At 68.6% G+C, this 22,727-nt stretch carries 23 protein-coding genes and 1 pseudogene; 12 read left to right on the forward strand and 12 right to left on the reverse strand.

What is annotated here, in order from left to right; all coding sequences use genetic code 11:
* Nucleotides 1-15: 15 nt before the first annotated feature.
* Nucleotides 16-990: a TRAP transporter substrate-binding protein gene (locus AC07Y4_RS14725; protein ID WP_062474422.1), complete on the reverse strand. Its 975-nt coding sequence runs from the start codon at nucleotides 988-990 to the stop codon at nucleotides 16-18.
* A 55-nt stretch (nucleotides 991-1,045) separates the two neighbouring features.
* A complete protein-coding gene (gene denD / locus AC07Y4_RS14730) occupies nucleotides 1,046-2,062 on the reverse strand; it encodes a D-erythronate dehydrogenase (RefSeq protein ID WP_487847266.1) in 1,017 nt (338 codons plus the stop codon).
* Between the two features lie 65 nt (nucleotides 2,063-2,127).
* Between denD and AC07Y4_RS14735 the strand changes: the two genes are divergently transcribed.
* Complete coding sequence (locus tag AC07Y4_RS14735) at nucleotides 2,128-3,189, forward strand: hypothetical protein (protein ID WP_487847265.1); 1,062 nt, start codon at nucleotides 2,128-2,130, stop codon at nucleotides 3,187-3,189.
* A gap of 55 nt (nucleotides 3,190-3,244) precedes the next feature.
* Here AC07Y4_RS14735 and AC07Y4_RS14740 read toward each other — a convergent pair whose 3' ends face one another.
* On the reverse strand, nucleotides 3,245-4,948 hold the full coding sequence (locus AC07Y4_RS14740; RefSeq protein WP_062474428.1) for an electron transfer flavoprotein-ubiquinone oxidoreductase: 1,704 nt from the start codon (nucleotides 4,946-4,948) through the stop codon (nucleotides 3,245-3,247).
* A gap of 140 nt (nucleotides 4,949-5,088) precedes the next feature.
* Here AC07Y4_RS14740 and AC07Y4_RS14745 point away from each other — a divergent pair, with 140 nt between their 5' ends.
* The 3 genes from AC07Y4_RS14745 to AC07Y4_RS14755 all read left to right on the forward strand — a co-directional run bounded on the left by AC07Y4_RS14745 (nucleotide 5,089) and on the right by AC07Y4_RS14755 (nucleotide 7,204).
* Nucleotides 5,089-5,871, forward strand: coding sequence for an SDR family oxidoreductase (locus tag AC07Y4_RS14745; RefSeq protein ID WP_159272254.1), 783 nt, complete (start codon nucleotides 5,089-5,091; stop codon nucleotides 5,869-5,871).
* Nucleotides 5,872-5,948: 77 nt separating this feature from the next.
* A complete protein-coding gene (locus tag AC07Y4_RS14750) occupies nucleotides 5,949-6,785 on the forward strand; it encodes a DMT family transporter (RefSeq protein ID WP_487847264.1) in 837 nt (278 codons plus the stop codon).
* Nucleotides 6,782-7,204: an acyl-CoA thioesterase gene (locus AC07Y4_RS14755; RefSeq protein ID WP_307694017.1), complete on the forward strand. Its 423-nt coding sequence runs from the start codon at nucleotides 6,782-6,784 to the stop codon at nucleotides 7,202-7,204. Before AC07Y4_RS14750 ends, AC07Y4_RS14755 begins: the two co-directional genes overlap by 4 nt.
* A gap of 21 nt (nucleotides 7,205-7,225) precedes the next feature.
* Here the strand turns inward: AC07Y4_RS14755 and AC07Y4_RS14760 are convergent, their stop codons facing one another.
* Entirely contained in the window at nucleotides 7,226-8,584 is a 1,359-nt protein-coding gene (locus AC07Y4_RS14760; RefSeq protein ID WP_487847263.1) for a sensor histidine kinase, read from the reverse strand.
* Complete coding sequence (locus AC07Y4_RS14765; RefSeq protein ID WP_062474437.1) at nucleotides 8,581-9,255, reverse strand: response regulator; 675 nt, start codon at nucleotides 9,253-9,255, stop codon at nucleotides 8,581-8,583. Before AC07Y4_RS14765 ends, AC07Y4_RS14760 begins: the two co-directional genes overlap by 4 nt.
* Before the next feature lie 138 nt (nucleotides 9,256-9,393).
* On the opposite strand from AC07Y4_RS14765, the gene AC07Y4_RS14770 reads away from it, so the two are divergent.
* Genes AC07Y4_RS14770 through AC07Y4_RS14780 form a run of 3 tightly spaced genes read left to right on the forward strand, consistent with a single transcriptional unit; the run spans nucleotide 9,394 to nucleotide 12,487 of the window.
* The gene (locus AC07Y4_RS14770) at nucleotides 9,394-10,104 is read left to right on the forward strand and encodes a phosphatase PAP2 family protein (protein WP_487847262.1); all 711 of its coding nucleotides are present in this window, start codon (nucleotides 9,394-9,396) and stop codon (nucleotides 10,102-10,104) included.
* Nucleotides 10,091-10,666, forward strand: a complete 576-nt coding sequence (locus tag AC07Y4_RS14775; protein ID WP_095744881.1) for a phosphatase PAP2 family protein — start codon at nucleotides 10,091-10,093, stop codon at nucleotides 10,664-10,666. Before AC07Y4_RS14770 ends, AC07Y4_RS14775 begins: the two co-directional genes overlap by 14 nt.
* 57 nt (nucleotides 10,667-10,723) lie before the next feature.
* The gene (locus AC07Y4_RS14780) at nucleotides 10,724-12,487 is read left to right on the forward strand and encodes a phosphoethanolamine transferase (RefSeq protein ID WP_369632357.1); all 1,764 of its coding nucleotides are present in this window, start codon (nucleotides 10,724-10,726) and stop codon (nucleotides 12,485-12,487) included.
* A 22-nt stretch (nucleotides 12,488-12,509) separates the two neighbouring features.
* On the opposite strand, the gene AC07Y4_RS14785 is transcribed toward AC07Y4_RS14780, so the two are convergent.
* Genes AC07Y4_RS14785 through eat form a run of 4 tightly spaced genes read right to left on the reverse strand, consistent with a single transcriptional unit; the run spans nucleotide 12,510 to nucleotide 16,710 of the window.
* Nucleotides 12,510-13,091 carry a peroxidase-related enzyme gene (locus tag AC07Y4_RS14785; protein WP_062474448.1) on the reverse strand — a complete coding sequence of 194 codons (582 nt, stop codon included), beginning with the start codon at nucleotides 13,089-13,091 and terminating at the stop codon, nucleotides 12,510-12,512.
* Nucleotides 13,088-13,903, reverse strand: a complete 816-nt coding sequence (gene eutC, locus AC07Y4_RS14790; protein WP_487847261.1) for an ethanolamine ammonia-lyase subunit EutC — start codon at nucleotides 13,901-13,903, stop codon at nucleotides 13,088-13,090. Before eutC ends, AC07Y4_RS14785 begins: the two co-directional genes overlap by 4 nt.
* The gene (locus tag AC07Y4_RS14795) at nucleotides 13,900-15,294 is read right to left on the reverse strand and encodes an ethanolamine ammonia-lyase subunit EutB (RefSeq protein ID WP_487847260.1); all 1,395 of its coding nucleotides are present in this window, start codon (nucleotides 15,292-15,294) and stop codon (nucleotides 13,900-13,902) included. Before AC07Y4_RS14795 ends, eutC begins: the two co-directional genes overlap by 4 nt.
* A gap of 9 nt (nucleotides 15,295-15,303) precedes the next feature.
* A complete protein-coding gene (eat, locus tag AC07Y4_RS14800) occupies nucleotides 15,304-16,710 on the reverse strand; it encodes an ethanolamine permease (RefSeq protein WP_487847259.1) in 1,407 nt (468 codons plus the stop codon).
* Between the two features lie 136 nt (nucleotides 16,711-16,846).
* Here eat and AC07Y4_RS14805 point away from each other — a divergent pair, with 136 nt between their 5' ends.
* From AC07Y4_RS14805 to AC07Y4_RS14815, 3 genes are all read left to right on the forward strand, one after another.
* Entirely contained in the window at nucleotides 16,847-17,260 is a 414-nt protein-coding gene (locus AC07Y4_RS14805; protein WP_159272246.1) for an FKBP-type peptidyl-prolyl cis-trans isomerase, read from the forward strand.
* A gap of 170 nt (nucleotides 17,261-17,430) precedes the next feature.
* Entirely contained in the window at nucleotides 17,431-17,661 is a 231-nt protein-coding gene (locus AC07Y4_RS14810; RefSeq protein WP_260684953.1) for a hypothetical protein, read from the forward strand.
* A 134-nt stretch (nucleotides 17,662-17,795) separates the two neighbouring features.
* Entirely contained in the window at nucleotides 17,796-18,290 is a 495-nt protein-coding gene (locus tag AC07Y4_RS14815; RefSeq protein WP_139705227.1) for a pentapeptide repeat-containing protein, read from the forward strand.
* A 25-nt stretch (nucleotides 18,291-18,315) separates the two neighbouring features.
* Here AC07Y4_RS14815 and AC07Y4_RS14820 read toward each other — a convergent pair whose 3' ends face one another.
* Complete coding sequence (locus AC07Y4_RS14820; protein WP_487847258.1) at nucleotides 18,316-19,914, reverse strand: OpgD/OpgG family glucan biosynthesis protein; 1,599 nt, start codon at nucleotides 19,912-19,914, stop codon at nucleotides 18,316-18,318.
* A 239-nt stretch (nucleotides 19,915-20,153) separates the two neighbouring features.
* On the opposite strand from AC07Y4_RS14820, the gene AC07Y4_RS14825 reads away from it, so the two are divergent.
* Entirely contained in the window at nucleotides 20,154-20,906 is a 753-nt protein-coding gene (locus AC07Y4_RS14825; RefSeq protein WP_487847257.1) for an alpha/beta fold hydrolase, read from the forward strand.
* On the opposite strand, the gene AC07Y4_RS14830 is transcribed toward AC07Y4_RS14825, so the two are convergent.
* Nucleotides 20,899-21,942, reverse strand: a complete 1,044-nt coding sequence (locus AC07Y4_RS14830; protein WP_487847256.1) for an RNA methyltransferase — start codon at nucleotides 21,940-21,942, stop codon at nucleotides 20,899-20,901. The genes AC07Y4_RS14825 and AC07Y4_RS14830 overlap by 8 nt on opposite strands.
* Nucleotides 21,943-22,096: 154 nt before the next feature.
* Nucleotides 22,097-22,342, reverse strand: coding sequence for a hypothetical protein (locus AC07Y4_RS14835; RefSeq protein ID WP_495274768.1), 246 nt, complete (start codon nucleotides 22,340-22,342; stop codon nucleotides 22,097-22,099).
* 12 nt (nucleotides 22,343-22,354) lie between these two features.
* On the opposite strand from AC07Y4_RS14835, the pseudogene AC07Y4_RS14840 reads away from it, so the two are divergent.
* Nucleotides 22,355-22,727 (forward strand): annotated as a pseudogene (locus AC07Y4_RS14840) (hypothetical protein); the annotation flags it as partial.

Raw genomic sequence — 22,727 nt, forward strand, 5'->3', positions numbered from 1 at the left:
CGGGGCGGAGCGGTCTTACTTGACGTCCGTGATCTTCTTGATGTTGTCGGCGCCGAATTCCTTGGCGTAGCCCACGTAGGCCGGCTTCAGGGCTTCGCGGAAGGCCGCGCCGTCGACGGTGCGCGTGACCTTCATGCCGTCTTTCTCAAGCTGGGCGATGCCGTTGTTTTCGTCGTCGTTGACCTTCTTGCGCTGCGCGATCGAGGCCTTCTTCGCCGCTTCGGTGAACACCTTCTTGTCGGCGTCCGAGAGCTTGTTCCACACCTTGGGCGACAGCAGCAGCAGCGCCGGCGAGTAGACGTGGCCCGTGAGCGACAGGTGCTTTTGCACCTGCGAGAACTTCGAGGACAGGATCACCGGAATCGGGTTTTCCTGGCCGTCGACCGTGCCTTGCTGCAGCGCGCCGAAGAGTTCCGGGAAGGCCATCGGCGTGGGGAGGATGCCGAAGGTGCGGTAGCCGTCCATGTGCACCTTGTTTTCCATGGTGCGCATCTTCAGGCCGGCCGCGTCGGTGGGCTTGACGATGTCGCGCTTGCTGTTCGTCATGTGGCGGAAGCCGTTTTCGGTCCAGGCCAGCGCGATGATGCCCTTGCTCGGGAACTTGGTCAGGATGTCCTGGCCGATGGGGCCGTCCATGACCTTGCGGGCATGGTCGTAGTCGCGGAACAGGAAGGGGATGTCGACGATCTTGACCTCGGGCACGAAGTTGCCCACGGGGCCGGTCGAGGTGTTCAGCAGGTCTTGCGTGCCGAGCTGGATCGCTTCGATCTGCTCGCGCTCGCCGCCCAGCGCCGAGTTGGCGAAGTGCTGGCACTTGAAGCGGTTCTGGGTGTTCTTCTCGACCTCTTCGCAGAACACGGTGGAGCCCACGCCGTAATGCGATTCCTTGGACGTCGCATAGCCGATCTTGAGAACGGTGGGTTGCTGCGCGAAGGCGGCGGTGCCCAGGGCGAGCGAAAGGCAGGCGGCGGCGATGTGGCCGAATTTCATGGTGTCTCCGGGGAGTTGGGGGTCGAAAGCGCGTCAGGCGCAGGTCAGGAAATGACTATGCACCAATAACCAGTTTGACCGCGTCGGGACTTTCACGGACGTAGGCGCGGATCACCGCGTCGAAGCTCTCGTCGGCCGTGAGCCCGAGGGCCCTGGCGCGCGGCGTGTCGAAGCGCCCGGGCCAGGTTTTCACGATGCGGCGGATGGCGGCGTCGGGCGTGCGGTCGAGCAGGTCGGTGGCGGCGCGACCGGCCACGCGTTCGAGCGCGGCGGCCATCTCGCCCACGGTGGTGGCCAGCGAGGGCAGGTTGAGCGCGGTGCGCGGGCCCCAGTCGGCGTCGCTGGCTTCGGCGGCGCGCACGATGCCTTCGATGGTCCGAGCCGGCGAGGCGATGGCCACGGGCGTCTCGTCGGGCACCGGGCAGGCCGCGCGCAGGCCGGCGAGCGGCTCGCGGATCATGCCGCTGAAGAAGCCCGAGGCCGCGCCGTTCGGTTGGCCGGGGCGCACGCTCACCGTCATGAGGCGCACGCTGCGCCCCTGCACGAAGCCCTTGCGCGTGTAGTCGGCCACCAGCTGCTCGCCGATGAATTTCTGGATGCCGTAGCTGGTCTGCGGCGTGGGCAGCGTGTGGTCGTCGATGAGCGCGGGCAGCGGCTGCTCGGGCGAATCGCCGAACACCGCGAGCGAGCTGGAGAACACCAGCACCGGGCGCGTGCCGAGCGCGCGCAGCTTCTCGAGCAGGCCGTGCGTGGCGGCGAAGTTGCTGCGCATGCCCAGGTCGAAGTCGGCCTCGCATTCGCCGCTGACGGCGGCCGCCAGGTGGAACACCGCGTCGGCCTCGCGCCAGAAGGTGGCGCCGTCGTCGGCCAGCTGGGCGTTGAGGTCGCCGGTGGCGGCCGCGATGCGCGGGTTGGCCGCGAGGTCGGGCGGCGGCGGGGCGCGGTCGACCAGCGTGATGCGTGCGATGTCGCGGGCGGGCGCGCCGGCGAGCGAGAGCTGGCCCAGGGCCAGGAGGGTGCGCGCCAGGCGCGCGCCGAGAAAGCCGGCGCCGCCGGTGATGACGATGTGCATGGGGTCCTGTCTCCTTGTGTCCTTGTGTCGCGAGGATAGCGTCGGTGGTATCGCACAATTTGCGCATGCCCATGTTGCCTTCCGATCTCCTCGCCACCCTGCGTTTGCCTGTGCTGCAGGACGCCGACCTCGACACCCAGGCTTCGTTCTTCAAGCGGCCGGAGGTCCGTGCGCTCTACTTCGAGGTGGTGGAGGGCTCGGCGAAGGACGAGGTGCTGCGGGCTGCCATCGCGCGGCTCGGCGAGCTGCATCCGCACCGGGCCGCGTTGCTGGCGGTGTTCTGCGGCGCGCTGGTCGAGAACGGCGCCGATCCGCAGCTCATGTTCGACGCCGTGCGGCAGCTGGCGGGGCGCCTGCTGGCGTCGTTGGCGCCGTACTGCGCGGCGCAGCCGTACGAACCCGACGAAGACGACGAGGAGCCGCAGGACGAGGCAGAACTCGCCGCCTGGCAGGCCGCCGAAGCGGCGCTCGCGGCGCTGTCGCCGCAGGCGCGTTTCGAGGTCGATGCGCTGCAGCGCGCGGTCGACCTGCTGGTGCTGCCGCTCATGACCATGGTGGTGCGCGATGTGCGCAACCACCAGTCGCTGGTGGCGGACGCAGACCTGCTCGCGCACATCGAGGCGATGTACGCCAACGACTCGCTGCCCTTCGAGGCCTTGCACTTCCTGCGCGCCGCGGCCCAGCTGTCGTACGAGGACGAGCTGGTGGTCCTGCTGCCGGCGTCGCGCGCGGGCATGGTTGTTCGCGCCCAGGGCATCAACAACAACTTCCACGCCTTCTCGCTGCTGCAGGACCTGATGGAAACGCATGCCCAGACGCTGGGCATCCGGCAGCCGCCGCGCACGCGCCGCGACGAGGACAGTGATGCCGCCGCCTTCCTCTGGCTGCAGGCGACGGCCTTCGCCCAGGGCGAGCTGGTGGACCGCATGGCGTGGTCCTGGGGCGAAGGCACGCTGCGCGAGAACGCGCGACGGCAGGGGCGGCTGGTGCTCGTCGCGCTGGAGACGGACGACAAGCCCGCGCGCGGCTGGAACGGATTCACCCACGTGCTGCACGCCGAGCAGAACCCGCAGGTGTCGCTGGTGCACTTCCTCACGCCCGAAGAGGTCGCCGCGTACCTCGCCTGAAGCGCCATGAAAAAAGCCCTCCGAAGAGGGCTTTCATGCATCGACGCTGCGGGGCTTACATGCCCACGTAGTTCGGACCGCCGCCGCCTTCGGGCGTGACCCAGACGATGTTCTGCGTCGGGTCCTTGATGTCGCAGGTCTTGCAGTGCACGCAGTTCTGCGCGTTGATCTGCAGGCGCTCCTTGCCGGCGCTGGCTTCGTCGGGCACGAATTCGTACACGCCGGCCGGGCAGTAGCGGCTTTCGGGGCCGGCGAACTTGGCCAGGTTGACGTTGACCGGCACCGACGCATCCTTCAGCGTCAGGTGGGCGGGCTGCTGCTCTTCATGGTTCGTGTTGCTGATGAACACGCTGGAGAGGCGGTCGAAGGTGAGCTTGCCGTCCGGCTTCGGATAGACGATGGGCTTGCACTCGGCGGCCGGCTTCAGGTACTGGTGGTCGGGCTTGTTGCGGCGCAGGGTCCATGGGATGTGACCCTTGAGCAGCCACTGCTCGACGCCGTTCATGACCGTGGCGATGCCCAGGCCCTTCTTGAACCAGGCCTTGAAGTTGCGGGCCTTGTTCAGCTCGGTGTAGAGCCAGCTCTTCTCGAACGCGGCGGGGTAGGCCGTGAGCTCGTCGTGCTGGCGGCCGGCCATGACGGCGTCGAAGGCGGCTTCGGCGCACAGCATGCCGGTCTTGATGGCAGCGTGGCTGCCCTTGATGCGGCTCACGTTCAGGTAGCCGGCCTCGCAGCCGACCAGCGCGCCACCCGGGAACACCGTCTTGGGCAGCGACATCAGGCCGCCGGCCGTGATGGCGCGTGCGCCGTAGCCGATGCGCTTGGCGGGCTTGATGCCCTTGGCTTCGTCGCCCTCGAGGTACCAGCGGATGTTGGGGTGCAGCTTCCAGCGCTGCATTTCCTCGAACGGGCTCAGGTACGGGTTGCTGTAGTCCAGGCCCGTGATGAAGCCCATCGTGACCTTGTTGTCCTCCATGTGATAGAGGAACGCGCCGCCATAGGTGTTGTTGTCCATCGGCCAGCCGGCCGTGTGCAGCACGAAGCCGGGCTGGTGGCGCTTGGGATCGATTTCCCAGACTTCCTTGACGCCCAGGCCATAGGTCTGCGGGTCGCGGCCTTCGTCGAGCTTGAACTTGGCGATCAGCTGGCGGCCCAGGTGGCCGCGCGCGCCTTCGGCGAACACCGTGTACTTGCCCAGCAGTTCCATGCCGAGCTGGAAGTTCTCGGTGGGTTCGCCGTCCTTGCCGACGCCCATGTTGCCGGTGGCGACGCCGCGCACCGAGCCGTTCTCGTTGTAGAGCACTTCGGCGGCCGGGAAGCCCGGGAAGATTTCCACGCCGAGGTTCTCGGCCTGCTGCGCCAGCCACTTGGTGAAGGCACCCAGGCTGATGATGTAGTTGCCGTGGTTCTGGAAGCAGGCCGGCAGGAAGGCGTTGGGCGTGCGCAGGCCCGACTTTTCGCTCAGGAACACCATGGCGTCGTCGGTCACGGGCTGGTTCAGCGGGGCGCCGAGTTCCTCCCAGTCGGGCAGCAATTCGTTGAGCGCGCGCGGGTCCATGATGGCGCCCGACAGGATGTGCGCGCCGGGCTCGGAACCCTTCTCGAGCACCACGACGGAGATTTCCTTCTCCTGCTGGGCGGCGAGCTGCTTGAGGCGGATCGCGGTCGAGAGGCCGGCGGGGCCGCCGCCGACCACGACCACGTCGTATTCCATGGCTTCGCGAGGGCCGAACTGGGCGAGGATTTCGTCGTGCGTCATGTGGGTTGGGTCGATAATGATTTTTAGAGGCGCGGGGGCGTCCCGGTTCGCCGGGCATTTTATGCGGCGTCCGGCGGTGGCCTTGTCGCCCGCAGGCGAGGCACCCTGCGTCACCTGCGCGACTCCACAGGATTCAGCTCATGGCTTACAGCATCGATCTCTCCGGCCGCGTGGCTTTCGTCACCGGCGCCTCCAGCGGACTGGGTGCCCAGTTTGCCAAGACACTGGCCCGTGCCGGCGCCGCCGTGGTGCTGGCCAGCCGCCGCGTCGAGAAGCTCAAGGAGCTGCGCGCGCGCATCGAAGGCGAGGGCCATGACGCCCACGTGGTCGAGCTCGACGTGACCGACATCGGCAGCATCAAGGCCGCCGTGGCGCGCGCCGAGACCGAAGTGGGGCCCATCGACGTCCTGGTCAACAACTCGGGCGTGAGCGCCACGCAGCGCCTGCAGGACGTCACGCCCGAGGACTACGACTACATCTTCGACACCAACGTGAAGGGCTCCTTCTTCGTCGCGCAGGAGGTCGGCAAGCGCATGCTGGCGCGCGCCCAGGGCAAGGCGCCGGGCACCTACATCGGCGGACGCATCATCAACATCGCGTCGTCAGCGGCGCTGAAGGTCATGCCGCAGATCGGCACCTACTGCATGAGCAAGGCCACCGTGGTGCAGATGACCAAGGCCATGGCGCTCGAATGGGGCCGCTTCGGCATCAACGTGAACGCGCTGTGCCCGGGCTACATCACGACCGAGCTCAACGAGGAGCACTGGAGCACCGAAGGTGGTGCCAAGCTGGTCAGCATGCTGCCGCGCAAGCGCGTGGGCAAGCCCGAAGACCTCGACGGCCTGATCGTGCTGCTGGCCAGCGGCGAGAGCCATTTCGTGAACGGCGCGGTCATCGCGGCCGACGACGGGTTCGCCCTCTGAGCCCCCGGGCCTGGATCGGCATTGCCGCCGGCCTGGGCGCGGGCGCGCTCTGGGGCCTGGTGTTCGTGGCGCCGCGCATGGTCGGCCACTTCGGCATGGTCGACATCACGGCGGCGCGCTTCGCGGTGTTCGGCGCGGTGTCGGCGCTGGCGGTGTTCGCACGGCCCGCGGCCGTGCGCTGGCCCACGGGCCGGCAGGCGCTGGCGGCGCTCGGCCTGAGCGTGCTGGGCTTCAGCGGCTACTACCTGCTGCTGGCCTTCGGCATCGCGGCGGCGGGCACCGAGGTGCCCAGCCTCATCATCGGCACCATTCCCGTCTGGATGATGTTGCTGGGCCGGCCCGCGGGCCTGCACATGCGGGCCTTGCTGCCCGGCCTGCTGCTCACGGGCGCGGGCATCGCGCTGATGATCTGGGGCGCGTGGTCGGCGCAGCACGGCGCGGGCGGTGGTGGCGGCGGTGCGCGCTTCGGCTGGGGCATTGCGCTGGCGCTGTGTTCGATGGTGAGCTGGACGGTCTACGGCCTGCTCAACGCCGCCTGGCTGCAACGGCACCGCGAGGTGCATGCGGCCGACTGGGCCAACTGGCTGGGCATCGCCACCGGCCTCGGGGCCTTGCTGCTGTGGGCGGTGGCGGGCAGGGATGTCGCCACGCTGCAGTCGCAGCCCGACGGCATGCTGTTCATCTGGATCGCGCTGGCGAGCGGTTTCGGCTCGTCGTGGCTCGCGACCATTCTCTGGAACGTCGCGAGCCAGCGGCTCTCGGCCAGCCTGTGCGGCCAGCTCATCGTGAGCGAGACGCTGTTCGCCTTGCTCTATTCCTTCCTCTGGGACGGCCGCTGGCCACAGACCACCGAATGGGTGGCGGCGGCGCTGTTCGTCCTGGGCATCCTCGCATCCATCAAGGCCCACCGATGAGAATCGAAATCCCCGAAAAGAAGAAGCTCGTGTACGAGATGTCGATCCCCATCCGCTGGGGCGACATGGACGCCATGGGCCACCTGAACAACGGCACCTACTTCCGCTACCTGGAAACGGCGCGCATCGACTGGATCCGCTCGCTCGGCGTCGAGCCCACGCCGGGCGGCGAAGGCATGGTGATCGTCAACGCCTTCTGCAATTTCTACCGGCAGATCGAGTACCCGGGCAACGTGCGGATCCAGATGTACGTGAGCGACCCGGGGCGCACCACCTTCGAGAGCTGGGCCACCATGGTCCGCGAAGACGCGCCCGACGTGCTCTGCGCGGCCGGCGGCGCCACCACCATCTGGGTCGACTTTCCGAAGCAGAAGGCGCTGGCGCTGCCCGACTGGCTGCGCGAGATCGTCAGCGACTGAAGACGCGCTGACGAAAAAAGTTCAGGCCGGCCGCAGCACGATGCGCGCCTCGAAGCCGCGCGCCATGCCGGGCGGCGGCGAGGCCAGCTCCAGCGTCGCGTTGTGCTTCTCGACGATGGTGCCCACGATCGACATGCCCAGGCCGTAGCCGGCGCGGTCCGAGCCGTGGCGCACATGGCGCTGGTGCAGCGACTGCAGCTGCTCGGCGCTGACACCCGGGCCGGCATCGCGCACCGCGAGCACGCAGGGTGCCGCCACCTCGATCGTCACGCGGCCGTCGCCGCTGTAGCGCAGCGCGTTCTCCACGAGGTTGCGCAGCGCGATCGCCAGCGCATCGACGTCGCCGAAGGCCACCGGCGCCGCGCTGTCGGGCACCTTGAGCTTCAGGCGTTCGTTGATCTGCGGGTCTTGCCAGAACTCCTGTGCCACCGTGCCCGCCAGTTGCACCAGGTCGACCCGCGCCCGCGCGAGCGAGGCGCCCGATTCCGCGCGCGACAGCTGCAGCAGCTTTTCGGCGCGGTGGCTGAGCATCTGCAGCGCCTGCAGCGCGCCTTCGACGTCGGTGCGCTTCAGGTCGTGGTCGAGCGCGGTCTGCAGCCGCAGGCGCGCGGCGGCCAGCGGCGTGCGCAGCTCGTGCGCGGCATTGGCGGCCAGCGCGCGCTCCACGTCGAGCGACTGCGACAGCCGCTGCAGCAGCCGGTTGACATGGTCGCCCACCGCGCGCAGCTCCTGCGGCAGGCCGGGCAGGGTGATGGGGCGCAGGTCGGCGCCGTTGCGCTTCTCGATCTCGGCGGCCAGCTGCTGCAGCACGCGCAGCTCGGTGCGCGCCACGCGGCGCAGCACCAGCGCCAGCAGCGGCAGCACCGCGCCGAGCGGAATGATGAGGCCGAACAGCGTGCGGTTCAGCGCGCGGCGGCGTTCGTCCAGCGGGTCGGCCACCTGGAAGTACAGGCCCAGCGTGGGGTGGCGCACGGTGTAGATGCGCCAGGTCTGGTTGTTGGCGAAGCCGGCGGCCAGCGGCACGTCGAAGGCGTCGTCGGGCGCTTCGGCCGAGCGCAGCAGCACGTGCTCGTGCACGTCGACCACCTGGTACATCACGGCGTCTTCGGAGAACAGCTGCTTGGGTGCGATCAGCGGCGTGTCCTGCTTGCCGCTTTCATGGCGCAGGCGCAGCTTCTCGAGCTCCTGCACCGCCATGTCGAACATGCGGTGCGACACCTCCACCAGCTCGTTGTCGAAGTTGTGGTTGATCTCGCGGTCCACGTACCAGACCACGGCGAGCACGCACAGCAGCCACACGCCGCCGACCCACAGGATCAGCGTGCGCGTGAGGCGCCCGGCCAGCGAATCGCGGCGGTCGCGCAGCAGGGCGCTGGTCATTCCTCGTCGTCCGCCGAGAACGACAGCCGGTAGCCCAGGCCGCGCAGCGTCTGGATGTGGCTGCGCCCGAGCTTGCGCCGCAGCCGGCTGATGAACACCTCGAGCGTGTTGCTGTCGGCCTCGTCGCCGAAGCCGTACAGCGCGTCGGCCAGGTTGTCGCGCGTGTGGATGCGCTCGGGCCGCGTGGCCATCACGCGCAGCAGGGCCCATTCCTTCTGCGTGAGCACGACGGGCACGCCGTCCTTGCGCACGCGGTCGTGCGCCAGGTCGATCTCCAGCGTGCCCAGCTGCAGCACCGGCGAGGTGTTGGCGCTGCGCCGGCGTTCCACGGCGCGCAGCCGCGCGAGCAGCTCGGCCGGGTCGTAGGGCTTGATGAGGTAGTCGTCGGCGCCGGCATCGAGGCCGCGGATGCGGTCGGTGACCTGGTCGCGCGCCGTGAGCACGATGACGATGGGCGGCTCGCGCAGCGCGCGCACCTGCGGCAGCAAAGAGAGGCCGTCGCCGTCGCCCAGGTGCAGGTCGAGCAGCACCGCCGCGTACTGCACCGAGAGCAGGGCGCCGCGCGCCTCGGCCAGGCTGGGGGCCACGTCGACGACGAACGCCTTGGCGACCAGGTAGCTGCAGACCGCGTCTGCCAACGAACTGTCATCTTCGACCAGCAAGATTCGCACGCGGTGGCCCTTACAAAAACTCGAAGTCTAGCGCCGCCCCTCTGGCGATCGCGTCAGGAATCGTTCAGGTCGCTTCAGACTGGGTTCATCCCGCGTGCGTAGGCTCGCGCCAGTCTGTTCCGAGGCCTGTTTTTCTTCATGACCCGTCGTACCCCGCATCTCCGTCTCGGAGCCCTGACCTTGCTTGCCCTGGCCCTGTTGATGATCTGGGACGCCCTTGGCGGCGACCTGCCGCTGGCCCGCCTGGCCGGCACGCCGATGGGCTTTCCCTGGCGCGAGAACCCCTTCCTGGTGCACGTGATGCACGAGGGCGCGAGAAACCTCAGCTGGCTGCTGGTGATCGGCCTGTTCGCCGCCATCCGCTGGCCCGTGGGCGTGCTGCGGCGCCTGGACACGGGCGCCCGCGTGCAGCTGGCGCTGACGGTGCTGGCGTCGGTGCTGGCCGTGAGCCTGATCAAACACCTGAGCGACACCAGCTGCCCCTGGGACCTGAAGGAGTTCGGCGGTGCGGCGCGCTACGTGTCGCACTGGGCCTGGGGCCAGGACGACGGCGGGCCGGGCGGCTGTTTCCCGGCCGGCCATGCCTCGGCCGCCTTTGCCTACCTCGGCGGGTATTTCGTGCTGCGGCACGTGGCACCGCGTGGAGCCGTCGTGTGGCTGTGCGTGGCGCTGGTCGCCGGCCTCGTGCTCGGCGTGGCGCAGCAGATGCGCGGCGCGCACTACATGAGCCACACGCTGTGGACCGCCTGGGTCTGCTGGAGCGTCGGCTTCCTCATCGAGCTGGTGGCGACGCGCCGCCGCACGTCTCCTCCCATCGAGCGCACCGCGCCCCTGCATGCAAGCCCTTGATTTCGCCCTGTTCAGCTGGCTCAACGCCTCGGCCTCCGCGCCGGCGTGGAGCCTGCGCTTCGCGATGTTCGCGTCCGACGTGCTGCCGACCCTGCTGGCGCTGTCCATCGCGGCCGCCGCGGCCTTCGATCGCCGCTGGCGCCACGCCTTCTTCACCGCACTCGTCAGCGTGCTCGTCGTGTGGCTGGTGGTGAACGTGTTCCGCTCGGTGCTGCCGTTCCCGCGGCCCGCGTTCTACGGCCTGGGCATCCAGTGGGTGCCGCAGGGGGCGCGCCCGGGCTTCCCCAGCCTGCATGCGGCCGGCACCTTCGCCGCCGCCTTCTCGCTGTGGTGCCTGCCGTGGCGCACGCCGATGCGGCTGGCCCTGGTGGCGGCGGTGGTAGTGGCCTGGAGCCGGCTGTACCTGGGCCTGCATTTCCCGACCGACGTGACGGCCGCCGCGATCCTGGCGGCGCTGGTCTCGATCGTGGTGGAGCGCGGCATCAGCCGCCCCGCCGGGCGCGCGGTGTCGCGCAGCCCGCGCCTGCGGCTGCTGCGCCGCGCGCGCATCGGCCGAGCCTGAATGCGCTCTGAATGAACTGTTCAGGCTCTCTTCAGGCACGCTGCCTACATTGGCGGCATGTCTGTTTCGCGTCTCGACTCCGCGCTGCTGGCGCGTGCTCCCAGCCGATCTGAATCCCGCCCCGCGCCGCTGTCGGATGCGGGCGCCGCCGGTACTTTCTGGCAACGCATCGACCGCTGGATCTCGCAGCCCCGCTCGACGCGGCAGGTGATCGTCTGGCTCAGCCTGTACCTCGGCCTCACCGCCAACTGGCCGCTGCTGAACGACCTGGCCCGCCTGGGCGGCGCGCCCAGCACCTACATGCCGACCATCGCCGCGCTGGGCATGCTCACCTTCTGCGGCACCGTGGCGATGCTGTCGCTCACGGCCTGGTCGCGCTGGATGAAGCCGCTGTGGCTGCTCGTGGTGGTGATCGCCGCGGTGGCGCAGCACTACATGCTCCAGTACCGCGTGGTGATGGACCCGAGCATGATCGCCAATGCGTTCCAGACCGACCCCAACGAAGCGCGCGACCTGCTGAGCGGGCGCATGGCCTTCAACGTGCTCGTGGTGGTGCTGCCGGCGGCCTGGGCGATCTGGCGCGTGCGCATCGTGCCGATGGGGCTGCTGTCGCACGTCTGGCGCAACGCACTGCTGCTGGTGCTGGCCGCCGTCGTGGCGGTGGTCACGGCCGTGGCCATGAACCGGCAGCTCGCGCCGCTGATGCGCAACAACGTGCACCTGCGCTACATGATGAACCCGATCGCCAGCCTGTACTCGGCCGGCGCCGTGGTGCTCAAGCCGATGTTCAAGCGCAGCAGCAAGCTGATCCCGATCACCGCAGGCACGGCGCTGGGCGCGAGCTATGCGGCGCAGAAGCGACCGCCGCTGTTCGTCGTGGTGGTGGGCGAGACCGCGCGTTCCGATCACTTCGGCCTGAACGGCTACGCCCGCGACACCACGCCCGAGCTGGCGAAGCGCAACGTGCTGAGCTACCGCGAGGTACGCTCGTGCGGCACCAACACGCTGGCCTCGGTGCCCTGCATGTTCTCGCCCCTGGGCAAGAGCGGCTACGAGTCGCGCAAGGACGAGTACGAGAACCTCATGGACGTGCTGCAGGCCTCGGGCCTGGCCGTGTTCTGGCTCGACAACCAGGCGGGTTGCAAGGGCGTGTGCGCGCGCATCCCGAACGCCTCGGCCTTCGACGGGCTCGACGCGGCCACCAAGAAGGCCCTGTGCGACGGCGAGGAATGCCTCGACAACGTGATGCTCAAGGGCCTCGATGAACGCATCGCCGCGCTGCCCGCCGAGCGGCGTGCCAAGGGCGTCGTGCTCGTGATGCACCAGATGGGCAGCCACGGCCCGGCCTACTACAAGCGCTCTGCGCCCGAGCTGAAGCGCTTCACGCCCGAGTGCAAGACCAACGCGCTGGCCGAGTGCGCGCATGCCGAGCTGATGAACGTCTACGACAACTCGATCGCCCAGACCGACCATTTCCTCGGCCAGACCATCGACTGGCTCCAGACTCAATCGAAGCAGTACGACACGGCGCTGCTGTACATGAGCGACCACGGCGAGTCGCTGGGCGAGTACGGGCTGTTCCTGCACGGCGTGCCCTACAGCTTCGCGCCCGATGCGCAAAAGCACGTGCCCATGGTCACCTGGTTCGGCGACGGCATGAGCGAGCGCCGCAAGCTCTCGCGCTCGTGCATGGAGGCGGGCCTGGACGCGCCGCTCACGCACGACAACCTCTATCACACGGTGCTGGGCCTCATGGACGTGGCCACGCCCACCTACAAGCCCGCGCTCGATGCGCTGGCCTCGTGCCGCGGCAAGGCCTGAGCCCGCCCGCAGCTTCGGCTTCTTACTTCTTTTCGCGCGGCAACCGGCCCATCAGGAAGAACTCCGGGTTCGGCTGCATGCCGCTGAAGCTGGCCAGGCGGTTGCTCAGGCCGAAGAAGGCGGTGATGGCCGCGATGTCCCAGATGTCCTCGTCGTCGAAGCCGTGCGCGTGCAGCGGCCCGAAGTCGCGGTCATCGATCTCGTGCGAGCGTTCGCAGACCTTCATCGCAAAGTCGAGCATCGCGCGCTGGCGCTGCGTGATGTCGGCCTTGCGGTAGTTCACCGCCACTTGGTCGGCCACCAGCGGTTTCTTCTCGTAGATGCGCAGCAACGCGCCGTGCGCCACCACGCAGTACAGGCATTGGTTGACCGCGCTGGTGGCGGTGACGATCATCTCGCGGTCGCCCTTGGTGAGCGAGCCTTCTTCCTTCAGCATCAGCGCGTCGTGGTACGCGAAGAAGGCACGCCACTCGGCAGGGCGGCGCGCAAGGCCGAGGAACACGTTGGGCACGAAACCGGCCTTTTCCTGCACGGCAAGGATCGCGGTGCGGATGTCGTCGGGCAGGTCTTTCAGTTCGGCGAGGGGGTAGCGAGGGGCGTTCATCTGCTTGTCTCCTGGGGATCGGTCCCGGGATCATAGGCAACGGCGTCCGGGCTTGCAGCCAGCACCGCCAGGTCGCTCTCGTCCTTGAGCCCCACACCGCTCAGCCCCCGGCGCAGCGATTCGCGCACCAGCCACGCGAGCTTGAAGGCGGCCTGCGCGTACGAAAGTCCCTCGGGCCGCACGTTCGAGATGCAGTTGCGTTCGGCGTCGTGCCGGCCGCGGCGTGGCGAATGGGTCAGGTAGATGCCGAGGCCGTCGGGCGAGCTCAGGCCCGGGCGCTCGCCGATCAGCATGACCGACAGCGCCGCACCGACCGCTTCGCCCAGTTCGTCGGCCAGCGCCACGCGCGCTTGGCTGGCGATGAACACGGGCGACAGGCGCGTGCCGGGCGGCAGCTGCGGGCGTAGCGCCGCGAGCAGCGGCACGGCGTGGCGGGCGACGGCGAGGGAGGAGAGACCGTCGCCGATCACGAGGCAGACGTCGCAGCCGCCTGCAGGCCGATCGTCGCGCAGGCGCGTGGCGTCTTCGGCATCGAGCTGGCGGCCCAGGTCGGGGCGGCGCAGGTAAGTGGTGCGGTCGGGGGCGCGGCTGCGCACACGGTTCACGTGCCATTGGTCGGCGCGCAGCGCGGCGTCGAGCGCGTCGACATCGAGTGCCGCGTGGATGGCGTCGCGCGCCATCGCGTGGGCCCAGCCGAAGCGCAGCGTCTCGTCGGTAGGCATGCCGGCACCGGCGCGGCCGAGTGCGAGCCGTGCGGGCGTGGCAGCGCGCCATTGCGCCCAGGGGTTGGGGGTGACGGGCGAATCGTTCATGGCGCCAGCGCGGACAGCCCGCCCATGTCGCTGAGCAGCCGGTTGGCCGTGGGCGGTGCGAGCCGCCCGGCGGTGTCGGTGATCTGCATGCGTTGCAGCCAGGCCTCGAACTCGGGCGCGCGCTTCAGGCCCAGCGTCTCGCGCAGGAAGAGGGCGTCGTGGAACGAGGTGCTCTGGTAGTTGAGCATCACGTCGTCCGCGCCCGGGATGCCCATGATGAAGTTGATGCCCGCGGTGCCCAGCAGCACGAGCAGCGTGTCCATGTCGTCCTGGTCGGCTTCGGCGTGGTTGGTGTAGCAGATGTCGCAGCCGATCGGCAGGCCCATCAGCTTGCCGCTGAAATGGTCTTCAAGCCCGGCGCGGATGATCTGCTTGCCGTCGTACAGGTACTCGGGGCCGATGAAACCGACCACGGTGTTGATGAGCAGCGGCTGGTAGCGCCGCGCCAGCGCATAGGCGCGCACCTCGCAGGTCTGCTGGTCGACGCCGGAATGGGCGTTGGCGGAGAGCGCGCTGCCCTGGCCGGTCTCGAAGTACATGAGGTTGTTGCCGACGGTGCCACGCGCGAGCGACTGCGCCGCGGCGTGGGCCTCGTCGAGCAAAGCGGGCGTCACGCCGAACGAGAGGTTCGCTTTCTCGGTGCCCGCGATCGACTGAAAGACGAGGTCGACCGGCGCGCCGGCCTCCGCGAGCTTCAGCGTGTTGGTCACGTGCGTGAGCACGCAGCTTTGCGTGGGGATCTCGAAACGCTGGATCACCTCGTCGAGCATGTGCAGCAGGCGCCCGAGCACCGGCAGGCTGTCGGACACGGGGTTGATGCCGATCACCGCATCGCCCGCGCCGTAGAGCAGGCCGTCGAGCGTGGAGGCGGCCACCCCGCGCAGGTCGTCGGTGGGGTGGTTGGGTTGCAGGCGCACGGCCAGGTGGCCGGGCAGGCCGATGGTGTCGCGAAAGCACGTGACGACGTGGCACTTCTTCGCGACCGCGACCAGGTCCTGGTTGCGCATGAGCTTGGACACGGCCGCGACCATCTCGGGCGTGAGGCCGGGTGCCAGCGCGGCGAGTGCCTCGGTGGTGGCCTGCTCGGACAGTAGCCAGTTGCGGAAGTCGCCGACCGTGAGGTGCGCGACCGGCGCGAAGGCCTGCGCGTCGTGTGTGTCGATGATCAGCCGCGTGATGTTGTCCTGCTCGTAGGGAATCAGCGCCTCGGTGAGGAACTGCTTCAGCGGCGTGTCGGCCAGCACGTGGCGCGCCGCCATGCGCTGCTGGGCGGTCGCCGCGCCGAGGCCCGCGAGGTAGTCGCCAGAGCGCGCGGGGCTGGCGCAGGCGAGCACCTGCCGCAGATCGTCGAAGGCGAAGCCCTGGCCGGCAATGGTGGTGCGGTAGCGCATCTTTGTTTGTCAGGGCGTGGAGGACAGCATCGCGTCCGGCGCGGCGGCATCGCGCTGCGCCGAGGTGAGCAGGAAGTAGCCGTAGGCGGCCGCCATCAGCACGAGGAACAGCACCGTGAGCATCGGGTTGAACCAGACCATCGCGCCCAGGCACACGAGCCCGAGCCCGAGCGCGACGGCCGGGAACACGGGGTAGAAGGGTGCGCGGTAGGTGCGCAGCAGGTCGGGCTCGGTGCGCCGCAGCTTGAACAGCGCGGCCATCGAGACCAGGTACATCACGATCGCGCCGAGCACGGCCATGGTCACGATGTTGGCCGTGAGCGTCTGTCCGCCGAACTGCACCCACTCGTCGCTGAAGATGGCGGCGATGCCCACCACGCCGCCGGCCAGCAAGGCGCGGTGCGGCGTGTCGAAGCGCGGACTCAGGCCGGCGAAGTAGCTCGGCAGATAGCCGGCGCGGGCAAGCGCGAAGATCTGGCGCGAGTAGCCCATGAGGATGCCGTGGAACGAGGCGACCAGGCCGAACAGGCCGATCCACACCAGCATGTGCAGCCAGCCGCTGTTGGCGCCCACCACCGCCTTCATCGCCTGTGGCAGCGGGTCGTTGATGTTCGCGAGCTGGCGCCAGTCGCCCACGCCGCCCGCGAAGATCATCACGCCGAAGGCCAGCAGCACCAGCGTGACGATGCCGGTGGTGTAGGCCAGCGGAATCGTGCGGTGCGGATCGCGCGCTTCTTCGGCCGCCATGGCCGCGCCCTCGATGGCCAGGAAGAACCAGATCGCGAACGGGATCGACGCGAAGATGCCCGACACCGCCGCGCCGTTCAGCACGTTGCCGCCGGCCCATCCGTGGGCCACGAAGTTCGCCATCGACCAGCCCGGTGCGACCACGCCCATGAACACCAGCAGTTCGAAGATCGCGAGCACCGTGACGAACAGCTCGAACGCCGCCGCGATGCCGATGCCGATCCAGTTCAGCCCGATGAAGACCACGTAGGCCCCGACCGCGAACCACTTCGGGTTGATGCCCGGGAACTGCACGTTGAGGTAGGCGCCGATCGCCAGCGCGATGGCCGGCGGCGCGAAGACGAACTCGATCAGCGTCGCGAAGCCCGCCACGAAACCGCCGCGCGGCCCGAAGGCCCGCCGCGCATAAGCGAAGGGGCCGCCCGCGTGCGGGATGGCGGTCGAGAGCTCGGTGAAGCTGAAGATGAAGGTCGTGTACATCGTCGCCACCAGCACCGTGGCGACCAGGAAGCCGAGCGTGCCGGCCGTGTTCCAGCCGTAGCTCCAACCAAAGTACTCACCCGAGATGACGAGTCCGACCGCGATGCCCCACAACTGGACAGGACCGAGGACTTTCTTGAGATGACCGGTGCCGGCGACGGGGGCCGGCGGAGCGTCGTTGGAGCGCATGGGGGCTTCCTCTCTGGGCGGATGGTGACAGTGCACCCCTCCCAAAGCAAGGGCCGTTCCATCGGATACATCGGCGTACAGGCGGCTTCACGGGGGCTGTCCATAATCGGCAGCTTTTCAACCACCGAGGTGTTTCGTGAAGTCATTTTTCTGTGCCGCGCTCGTGTCCGTATTTGCCATTCCCGCAGCCTTTGCGCAGTCCGCGGCAGTCACCACGCCCAGCGGCCTGATCTACCAGTCGCTCAAGGAAGGCACCGGCGCATCGCCCGCCGCCACCGACGTGGTCAAGGTGCACTACCGCGGCACCTTCCCCGACAGCGGCAAGGAGTTCGACAGCTCGTATAAGCGCGGCGAACCCACCGAGTTCCCGCTCAACGGCGTGATCCCCTGCTGGACCGAAGGCGTGCAGAAGATGAAGCCGGGCGGCAAGGCCAAGCTGACCTGCCCCGCGTCGATTGCTTACGGTGCGCGCGGTGCGGGCAACGGCCTGATTCCGCCGAATGCGACGCTGAATTTCGAAGTCGAGCTGGTGTCGGTCACGAAGAAATAGTGGTCGCAGCCGGTTGGAGCCGGCTTGGGCAATGGGCGGTGCGTGCAGTCCATCACGCTGCTCGCCACGCAATAGTTGCCCGATTCTTTCCCCCTGTTTTTGCGCACATGGGCCTCCCACAATCCGCCGCCTGACTCCTGATCCACAGGAGCGGCTTCTGGGAGGAATACATGTCCGCATTCAGTGCTGCGCCAACGCGCACGCTCGACATCAACAGCACCGCCGTTCCGGTGTTTCTGGGGCGGCCGGCGCTCAAGCCGGTTCGTTTGTCGGGACGCGAAGGCGTCAACCGCTTGTTCGAGTACGAGCTGCTGCTCAAGAGCCCCGACGCACTCAACCTTGGCGCGAGCGAGGCTGCCGATCTCGGCCGCAATGCGCAGGGAGTTGTCCAACATGGCTAAGCAGGAAAAGAAAAAGCCAGGATCGGTGGCTGGAACCATCCTGTGGGTGGTTCTTGCGCTCCTCGTCGTGCTTTGCGGGCTCTATTGGGCGTTCGTGTGTTTCGTCATGTGCGGTCGGATAGGTTGAGAGCACCATGAGCGCCAAACAAATCATCGAGGACCACGACAAGTGGCGAAAAGGCGCAGGCGGTGCGCCGGCGGGTCTTTCCGGCCAGAGCGATGGCAAGGCCTACGCCGGCCTGGACCTCAACCTGATCACCTTCTCGTCCAGCGCCTTCAGTGGCAGCAGCTTCACTGCGACCACTTTTCAAGATGCCGTCTGGACCGCATGCCAGTTCAGCGGTTGCTCTTTCAGCCAGTGCGACATGCAGCGCATCGCGATCAGCGGATGCACCTTCGTGGACTGCACTTTCAGCGCCTCACAGTTGAAAGCCAGCACGCTCAGCGACTGCACCTTCACCCGGTGCAACTGGACCGCACTCAATTTCGATGCGAGCCAGTGGTCGCGTTTGAAGTTGCTCGAATGCCGAGGCACGCAGGTGAGTGCGACCAACCTGCAGGGCGAGCAGGTTGACTTCACAGGCAGTCAGTTTGAAGACATGGAACTGACCAACGCACGAATCAACTGAGGCTGCAGGATGCAGCCGTCCCCACTCACCCCGGCTGGTACTGATACAGCCAGGTCTCCGTCAACGTCTGGTCCCCGTTCTTCAGATACAGCCGCATGTCGACCGGCTCCGTGCCCTCGGGCGTGAAGTCGAACTGTGCGCGCCAGTGGCCCGGCACGCCATTCGGCACGGCTTCGGCGAATACGTAGGAGAACTTGCCGCGCGGCGCGGTGAGCACCAGTTCGGGTTTCACGCCGAAGGGCACCGTGGTGAGCGGCTGCCCGATGAACTCCACCATGAACTTGCGCACGCCCTGCGGCCGTGGCTGGCCCGGTTGGCCGCCGCGGCCGATGCGGGTGGCGACGCAGCGTGCGAGCGGTGACGGAAAGGGCTCCTGGTCGGTCCAGTGCAGCCGGTACTGCAGGCTGTAGCTCGCGCCGGCTTTTGCATCGGCCTTGGGCACCCAGAAGGCGACGGTGTTGTCATGGATCTCGTCGTCGGTCGGGATCTCGATGAGCTGCACCGAGCCTTCGCCCCAGTCGCCCAGCGGTTCGATCCATAGGCTGGGGCGCTTCTCGTAGTTGACGCCGTCCTGGTAGTGATCGAAGTTGCGGTCGCGCTGCAGCAGGCCGAAGCCGCGCGGCCGGGTGTCGGCGAACGCGGAGGCGCGGGTCTGCGTGGGGTTGTTGAGCGGGCGCCAGATGCGCTCGCCCGCGCCGTTCCAGATCGCGAGGCCGTCGGAGTCGTGTACCTCGGGGCGCCAGTCGATGGCGGTGGGCTTGATGGTTTCCGAGTACCAGTACATCGACGTGAGCGGCACCAGGCCCAGGCGCGACACGTCGCGGCGCAGGAACACGCGCGCGTCGATGTCCATGATCACGGCCTTGCCGCGCTGCATGACGAACTTGAACACGCCGGTGACGCTCGGCCCCTCGAGCAGCGCGTAGACGGTCATCGAGGTGGTGTTGCCCGCAGCGGGTGTCTCGAAATAGAAGCGCGTGAAGTTCGGGAACTCCTCGGGCTTGTCGGGCACCGCGACGTCGAGCGCGATGCCGCGCGCTGACAAGCCGTATTGGTAGAGCTCGCCGATGGCGCGGAAGTACGAGGCGCCGAGAAAGGCGACCCAGTCGTTCTTCTGCCAGTCGAGCTTGCCCTGGTCGCCCAGGCGGCTTTCCTGCAGGCGAAAGCCCGCGAAGCCGGCGCCTTCGGGCAGCGCGCGCGCGGGGCTGTCGGTGGGCATCGAGAAGTACGTGGGGCTGTAGAGCACCTCGCGCGCAAAGCTGTCGCCGCCGGCGGTCTCCAGCACGTGCATGCGCACCGGGGTCTGGAAGAAGCGGCCGAGGTGGAAGAAGGTGACGGGAAACGCGCCGGGCCCGTCGCGGAAGAGGGCGTTGGCGGGGTCGAAGCGGATCTTGCCGTGCGCGTCGTAGTCGATGCGCTCCAGCACCTGCGGCGCCAGCGGCGCGGCGGCGGTGTAGGGGCGGGCCGCGAGGCGCTTGGCCTGCGCGACGAGCGCATCGAAGGAGAAGGGCGCCGGCTGGCTCAGTTGCAGGCCGTTGGCGGCCAGCGCCTCTTCGGGCAGTCCCAGGGCGGCGAGTGCGGCGGCGGCACTGCCGGCGGCGAGGAAGGATCGGCGATCAAGCATGGGTTCTTGAGGGGCGGCGAAAGCCTTTGGAGGAGAAGGGAAAAGAGAAGCGTCGGGGAGACGGGGGAAAAACAACGCCAAGCATGCCCCGGACCAGAGGGTACGGCGCGTCAGCCATTCCGCGCAAACGGGGCCGGACAAGGCCCCGCGCTGTCTTGCGGCAGCGGGTGCCGATCGGGCCCTTTCCGGGGCGTCGCCGGGTATTCTCGCGCCATCGAAAGTGCCAGGAGACAAAGGACATGTACACGGAACAAGGCGGCGAAGGCGCGGACCTGCTGGTGCTGCTGCACGGCATGGGCGCGACAGGCGCGGTGTGGTCGCCGCTGTGCGCACAGGCCGGCGCGCGATGGCGCGGCCGCTGGCTTGCGCTCGACCTGCCCGGGCACGGCGCATCGGACCGGCAGGCTTCCTACGCCATCGGCGAGCACGCCGCCACCGTGGCGCGTGCGGTGCTGCCGCATCTGCAGCCCGAAGGCCGGCTCGTGGTGCTCGGCCATTCGCTGGGCGGCGTGATCGGCCTGGCGCTCGCGACGGGATGGTTCGGTGTCGCGCCGCACGCGGTGTTCGCAGCGGGCATCAAGGTCGCATGGAGCGATGAAGAGGTCCGCCGCATGGAGACGCTGGCGACGCAGCCCGCGAAGAAGTTCGCTACGGAAGAAGAGGCTCGGGACCGCTATCTGAAGGTCTCCGGTCTGGCGGCGATCGCCGAAGCGACAGCGCCCGTCGTGGCGCGCGGCGTGACGAAAGAGGACGAGGGTTGGCGCCTCGCGATGGACCCGCGCGCCAATGCCGTGGGCAAGCCACCGCTGTCCGAACTCGTCGGACTGGCGCGCTGTCCGATTCACCTGGGCCAGGGCCGCCACGACGCGCTGGTCACCCTCGAGCAGACCCGCTCCCTCGACCCCGATGCCCGCGACCTGGGCCCGCATGGCCACAACGTGATGGTCGAGGCGCCCGGCGCGGTGTGGGACTGGATGGCCTCGCTCAGCTGAGCCGCTCGTCGGCGCGACGGATCGGCACCGTCACTCGCACTTCGGCCGCGCGCGCCCGCAGCTGGCCGCAGCCGCCGTCGACGTCCTGGCCGGCCGAGTAGCGCAGCTTCGTGAGGATGCCGCGTTCGTGCAGCGTGCGGGCCATCTGCTCGCAGCGCTCGCGCGACGGGCGGCCGAAGGCCACGCCCTCCACCGTGTTGAACGGGATCATGTTCAGCACGCCGTACTTGCCCGACAGCAGCCGAACGATGCCTTCGACTTCCTCGGGCCCGTCGTTCACGCCTTCGAGCAGCGTCCACTGGTACTGGATGGGGTAGCCGGTGGCGCGGGCGTAGTGCTCGCCCGCGTCAATGAGGGCTTCGGGCGTCAGGTTCGGCGCGCGCGGAAGGAGTTTGCGGCGTAACTCGGCATTGGTCGTGTGCAACGAGAGCGCCAGCGCGGGCCGCACGCGCGCCTGCAGCAGCCGCTCGAACACGCGCGGATCGCCGACGGTGGAGAACACCAGGTTCTTGTGGCCGATGTTGCCCACGGTGCCGAGCAACTCGATCGCTTCGATCACGTTGTCCAGGTTGTGCGCCGGCTCGCCCATGCCCATGAACACCACCTTGCGCACCGGCCGGCGCAGGCGCGCGAGAGCGACCTGCGCAATGATTTCGGCGCTTTCGACCTGGCGCAGCAGGCCGTCGCGGCCCGTCATGCAGAACTGGCACCCGACGGCGCAGCCGACCTGTGACGACACGCACAGCCCGTCGCGCGGCAGCAGCACGCTTTCCACCGTCTGGCCATCGGCCAGCGCGACGAGGAGCCGCTCGGAGCCGTCGGCGCCAGGGTGAACCGCATGGATGCGCGCCAGGCCCGCCAGTTCGGCTTCGATGGCCGGCAGGGCTTCCATCAGCGACGACGGGAAGAAGGTGGCCGGCAGGCGCCTGCCGCTGTTGCGTGGCAGCGCGTGCGACCACAGCCGCAGGATGCGCTGCTCGTGGCTGGGACCGGCCCCGGCCTCGCGGAGTCGTCGTTTCAGTTCGTGGATTCGCATGCGCGGCGTGGGGCAGAGGGGCTCTGGTCTCGGGAGCGCCGATTGTGCACGGCAGACGTGCGAAGGCGCAGCGCGCCGGAAGCGGTGCGCTGCGCCTTCGTGTGCGCGAATTGGAACAAAGGGGAGGGCCGTTGCCGGCCTCTCCCACCTTCGGTCAGCCCAGCAGGCCGTGCAGGATGTTCGTCACGGGCGCCAGCGCGGAGCCTGTGCCGCTGTGGTCGAGCAGGCTGGTGATCGGGGCCACGACCTCACACACCAGCGGCGTGACCGCGTGCTCGACGGTGTTCACCACTTCCGCGACCACTGGGGCAACTGCCGAGCTGGCGCCGGCCAGGATGTCGGCCGCGGGCACCGCGGCGCCGGATGCGGCTTGCGTGGCCTCGGCCACGACCGGTGCCACGGCATCGCTTGCATGGCAGAGCACCGACGACACCGGCTCCAGGATGTCCGCGACGGGGCTCTTGCCTCCGAGCAAGCCGCCGAGCAGGCTGCCCACGAGGCCGTCTTCGCCGACGATGCCGCCGAGCAAGCCGCCTTCGCCGCCACCGAGGACGCCGCCCAGCAGGCCGTCGTCACCGAGCACGCCGCCGAGGAGGCCACCTTCATCGCCGCCGAGGACGCCACCCAGCAGGCCGTCGTCGCCCAGCACGCCACCGAGCAGACCGCCGTCGCCGCCGAGGACACCGCCCAGCAGGCCATCGTCACCCAGCACACCGCCAAGCAGACCACCGTCACCGCCGAGGACGCCGCCCAGCAGGCCGTCGTCACCCAACACGCCGCCGAGC

The sequence above is a fragment of the Variovorax sp. GW460-12-1-14-LB1 genome (assembly GCF_059423605.1).

What these genes read in the sequence shown, in the direction of transcription:
- AC07Y4_RS14785 (WP_062474448.1), bottom strand. Translation starts at nt 13,091, where the DNA reads ATGAACGCCCCTCGCTACCCCCTCGCCGAACTGAAAGACCTGCCCGAC.
- denD (WP_487847266.1), bottom strand. Translation starts at nt 2,062, where the DNA reads ATGCACATCGTCATCACCGGCGGCGCCGGCTTTCTCGGCGCGCGCCTG.
- AC07Y4_RS14725 (WP_062474422.1), bottom strand. Translation starts at nt 990, where the DNA reads ATGAAATTCGGCCACATCGCCGCCGCCTGCCTTTCGCTCGCCCTGGGC.
- AC07Y4_RS14795 (WP_487847260.1), bottom strand. Translation starts at nt 15,294, where the DNA reads ATGCGCTACCGCACCACCATTGCCGGCCAGGGCTTCGCCTTCGACGAT.
- eat (WP_487847259.1), bottom strand. Translation starts at nt 16,710, where the DNA reads ATGCGCTCCAACGACGCTCCGCCGGCCCCCGTCGCCGGCACCGGTCAT.
- AC07Y4_RS14825 (WP_487847257.1), top strand. Translation starts at nt 20,154, where the DNA reads ATGTACACGGAACAAGGCGGCGAAGGCGCGGACCTGCTGGTGCTGCTG.
- AC07Y4_RS14810 (WP_260684953.1), top strand. Translation starts at nt 17,431, where the DNA reads ATGTCCGCATTCAGTGCTGCGCCAACGCGCACGCTCGACATCAACAGC.
- AC07Y4_RS14830 (WP_487847256.1), bottom strand. Translation starts at nt 21,942, where the DNA reads ATGCGAATCCACGAACTGAAACGACGACTCCGCGAGGCCGGGGCCGGT.
- AC07Y4_RS14735 (WP_487847265.1), top strand. Translation starts at nt 2,128, where the DNA reads ATGCCCATGTTGCCTTCCGATCTCCTCGCCACCCTGCGTTTGCCTGTG.
- AC07Y4_RS14740 (WP_062474428.1), bottom strand. Translation starts at nt 4,948, where the DNA reads ATGACGCACGACGAAATCCTCGCCCAGTTCGGCCCTCGCGAAGCCATG.
- AC07Y4_RS14815 (WP_139705227.1), top strand. Translation starts at nt 17,796, where the DNA reads ATGAGCGCCAAACAAATCATCGAGGACCACGACAAGTGGCGAAAAGGC.
- AC07Y4_RS14755 (WP_307694017.1), top strand. Translation starts at nt 6,782, where the DNA reads ATGAGAATCGAAATCCCCGAAAAGAAGAAGCTCGTGTACGAGATGTCG.
- AC07Y4_RS14820 (WP_487847258.1), bottom strand. Translation starts at nt 19,914, where the DNA reads ATGCTTGATCGCCGATCCTTCCTCGCCGCCGGCAGTGCCGCCGCCGCA.
- eutC (WP_487847261.1), bottom strand. Translation starts at nt 13,903, where the DNA reads ATGAACGATTCGCCCGTCACCCCCAACCCCTGGGCGCAATGGCGCGCT.
- AC07Y4_RS14775 (WP_095744881.1), top strand. Translation starts at nt 10,091, where the DNA reads ATGCAAGCCCTTGATTTCGCCCTGTTCAGCTGGCTCAACGCCTCGGCC.
- AC07Y4_RS14760 (WP_487847263.1), bottom strand. Translation starts at nt 8,584, where the DNA reads ATGACCAGCGCCCTGCTGCGCGACCGCCGCGATTCGCTGGCCGGGCGC.
- AC07Y4_RS14770 (WP_487847262.1), top strand. Translation starts at nt 9,394, where the DNA reads ATGACCCGTCGTACCCCGCATCTCCGTCTCGGAGCCCTGACCTTGCTT.
- AC07Y4_RS14780 (WP_369632357.1), top strand. Translation starts at nt 10,724, where the DNA reads ATGTCTGTTTCGCGTCTCGACTCCGCGCTGCTGGCGCGTGCTCCCAGC.
- AC07Y4_RS14745 (WP_159272254.1), top strand. Translation starts at nt 5,089, where the DNA reads ATGGCTTACAGCATCGATCTCTCCGGCCGCGTGGCTTTCGTCACCGGC.
- AC07Y4_RS14750 (WP_487847264.1), top strand. Translation starts at nt 5,949, where the DNA reads ATGGTCGGCCACTTCGGCATGGTCGACATCACGGCGGCGCGCTTCGCG.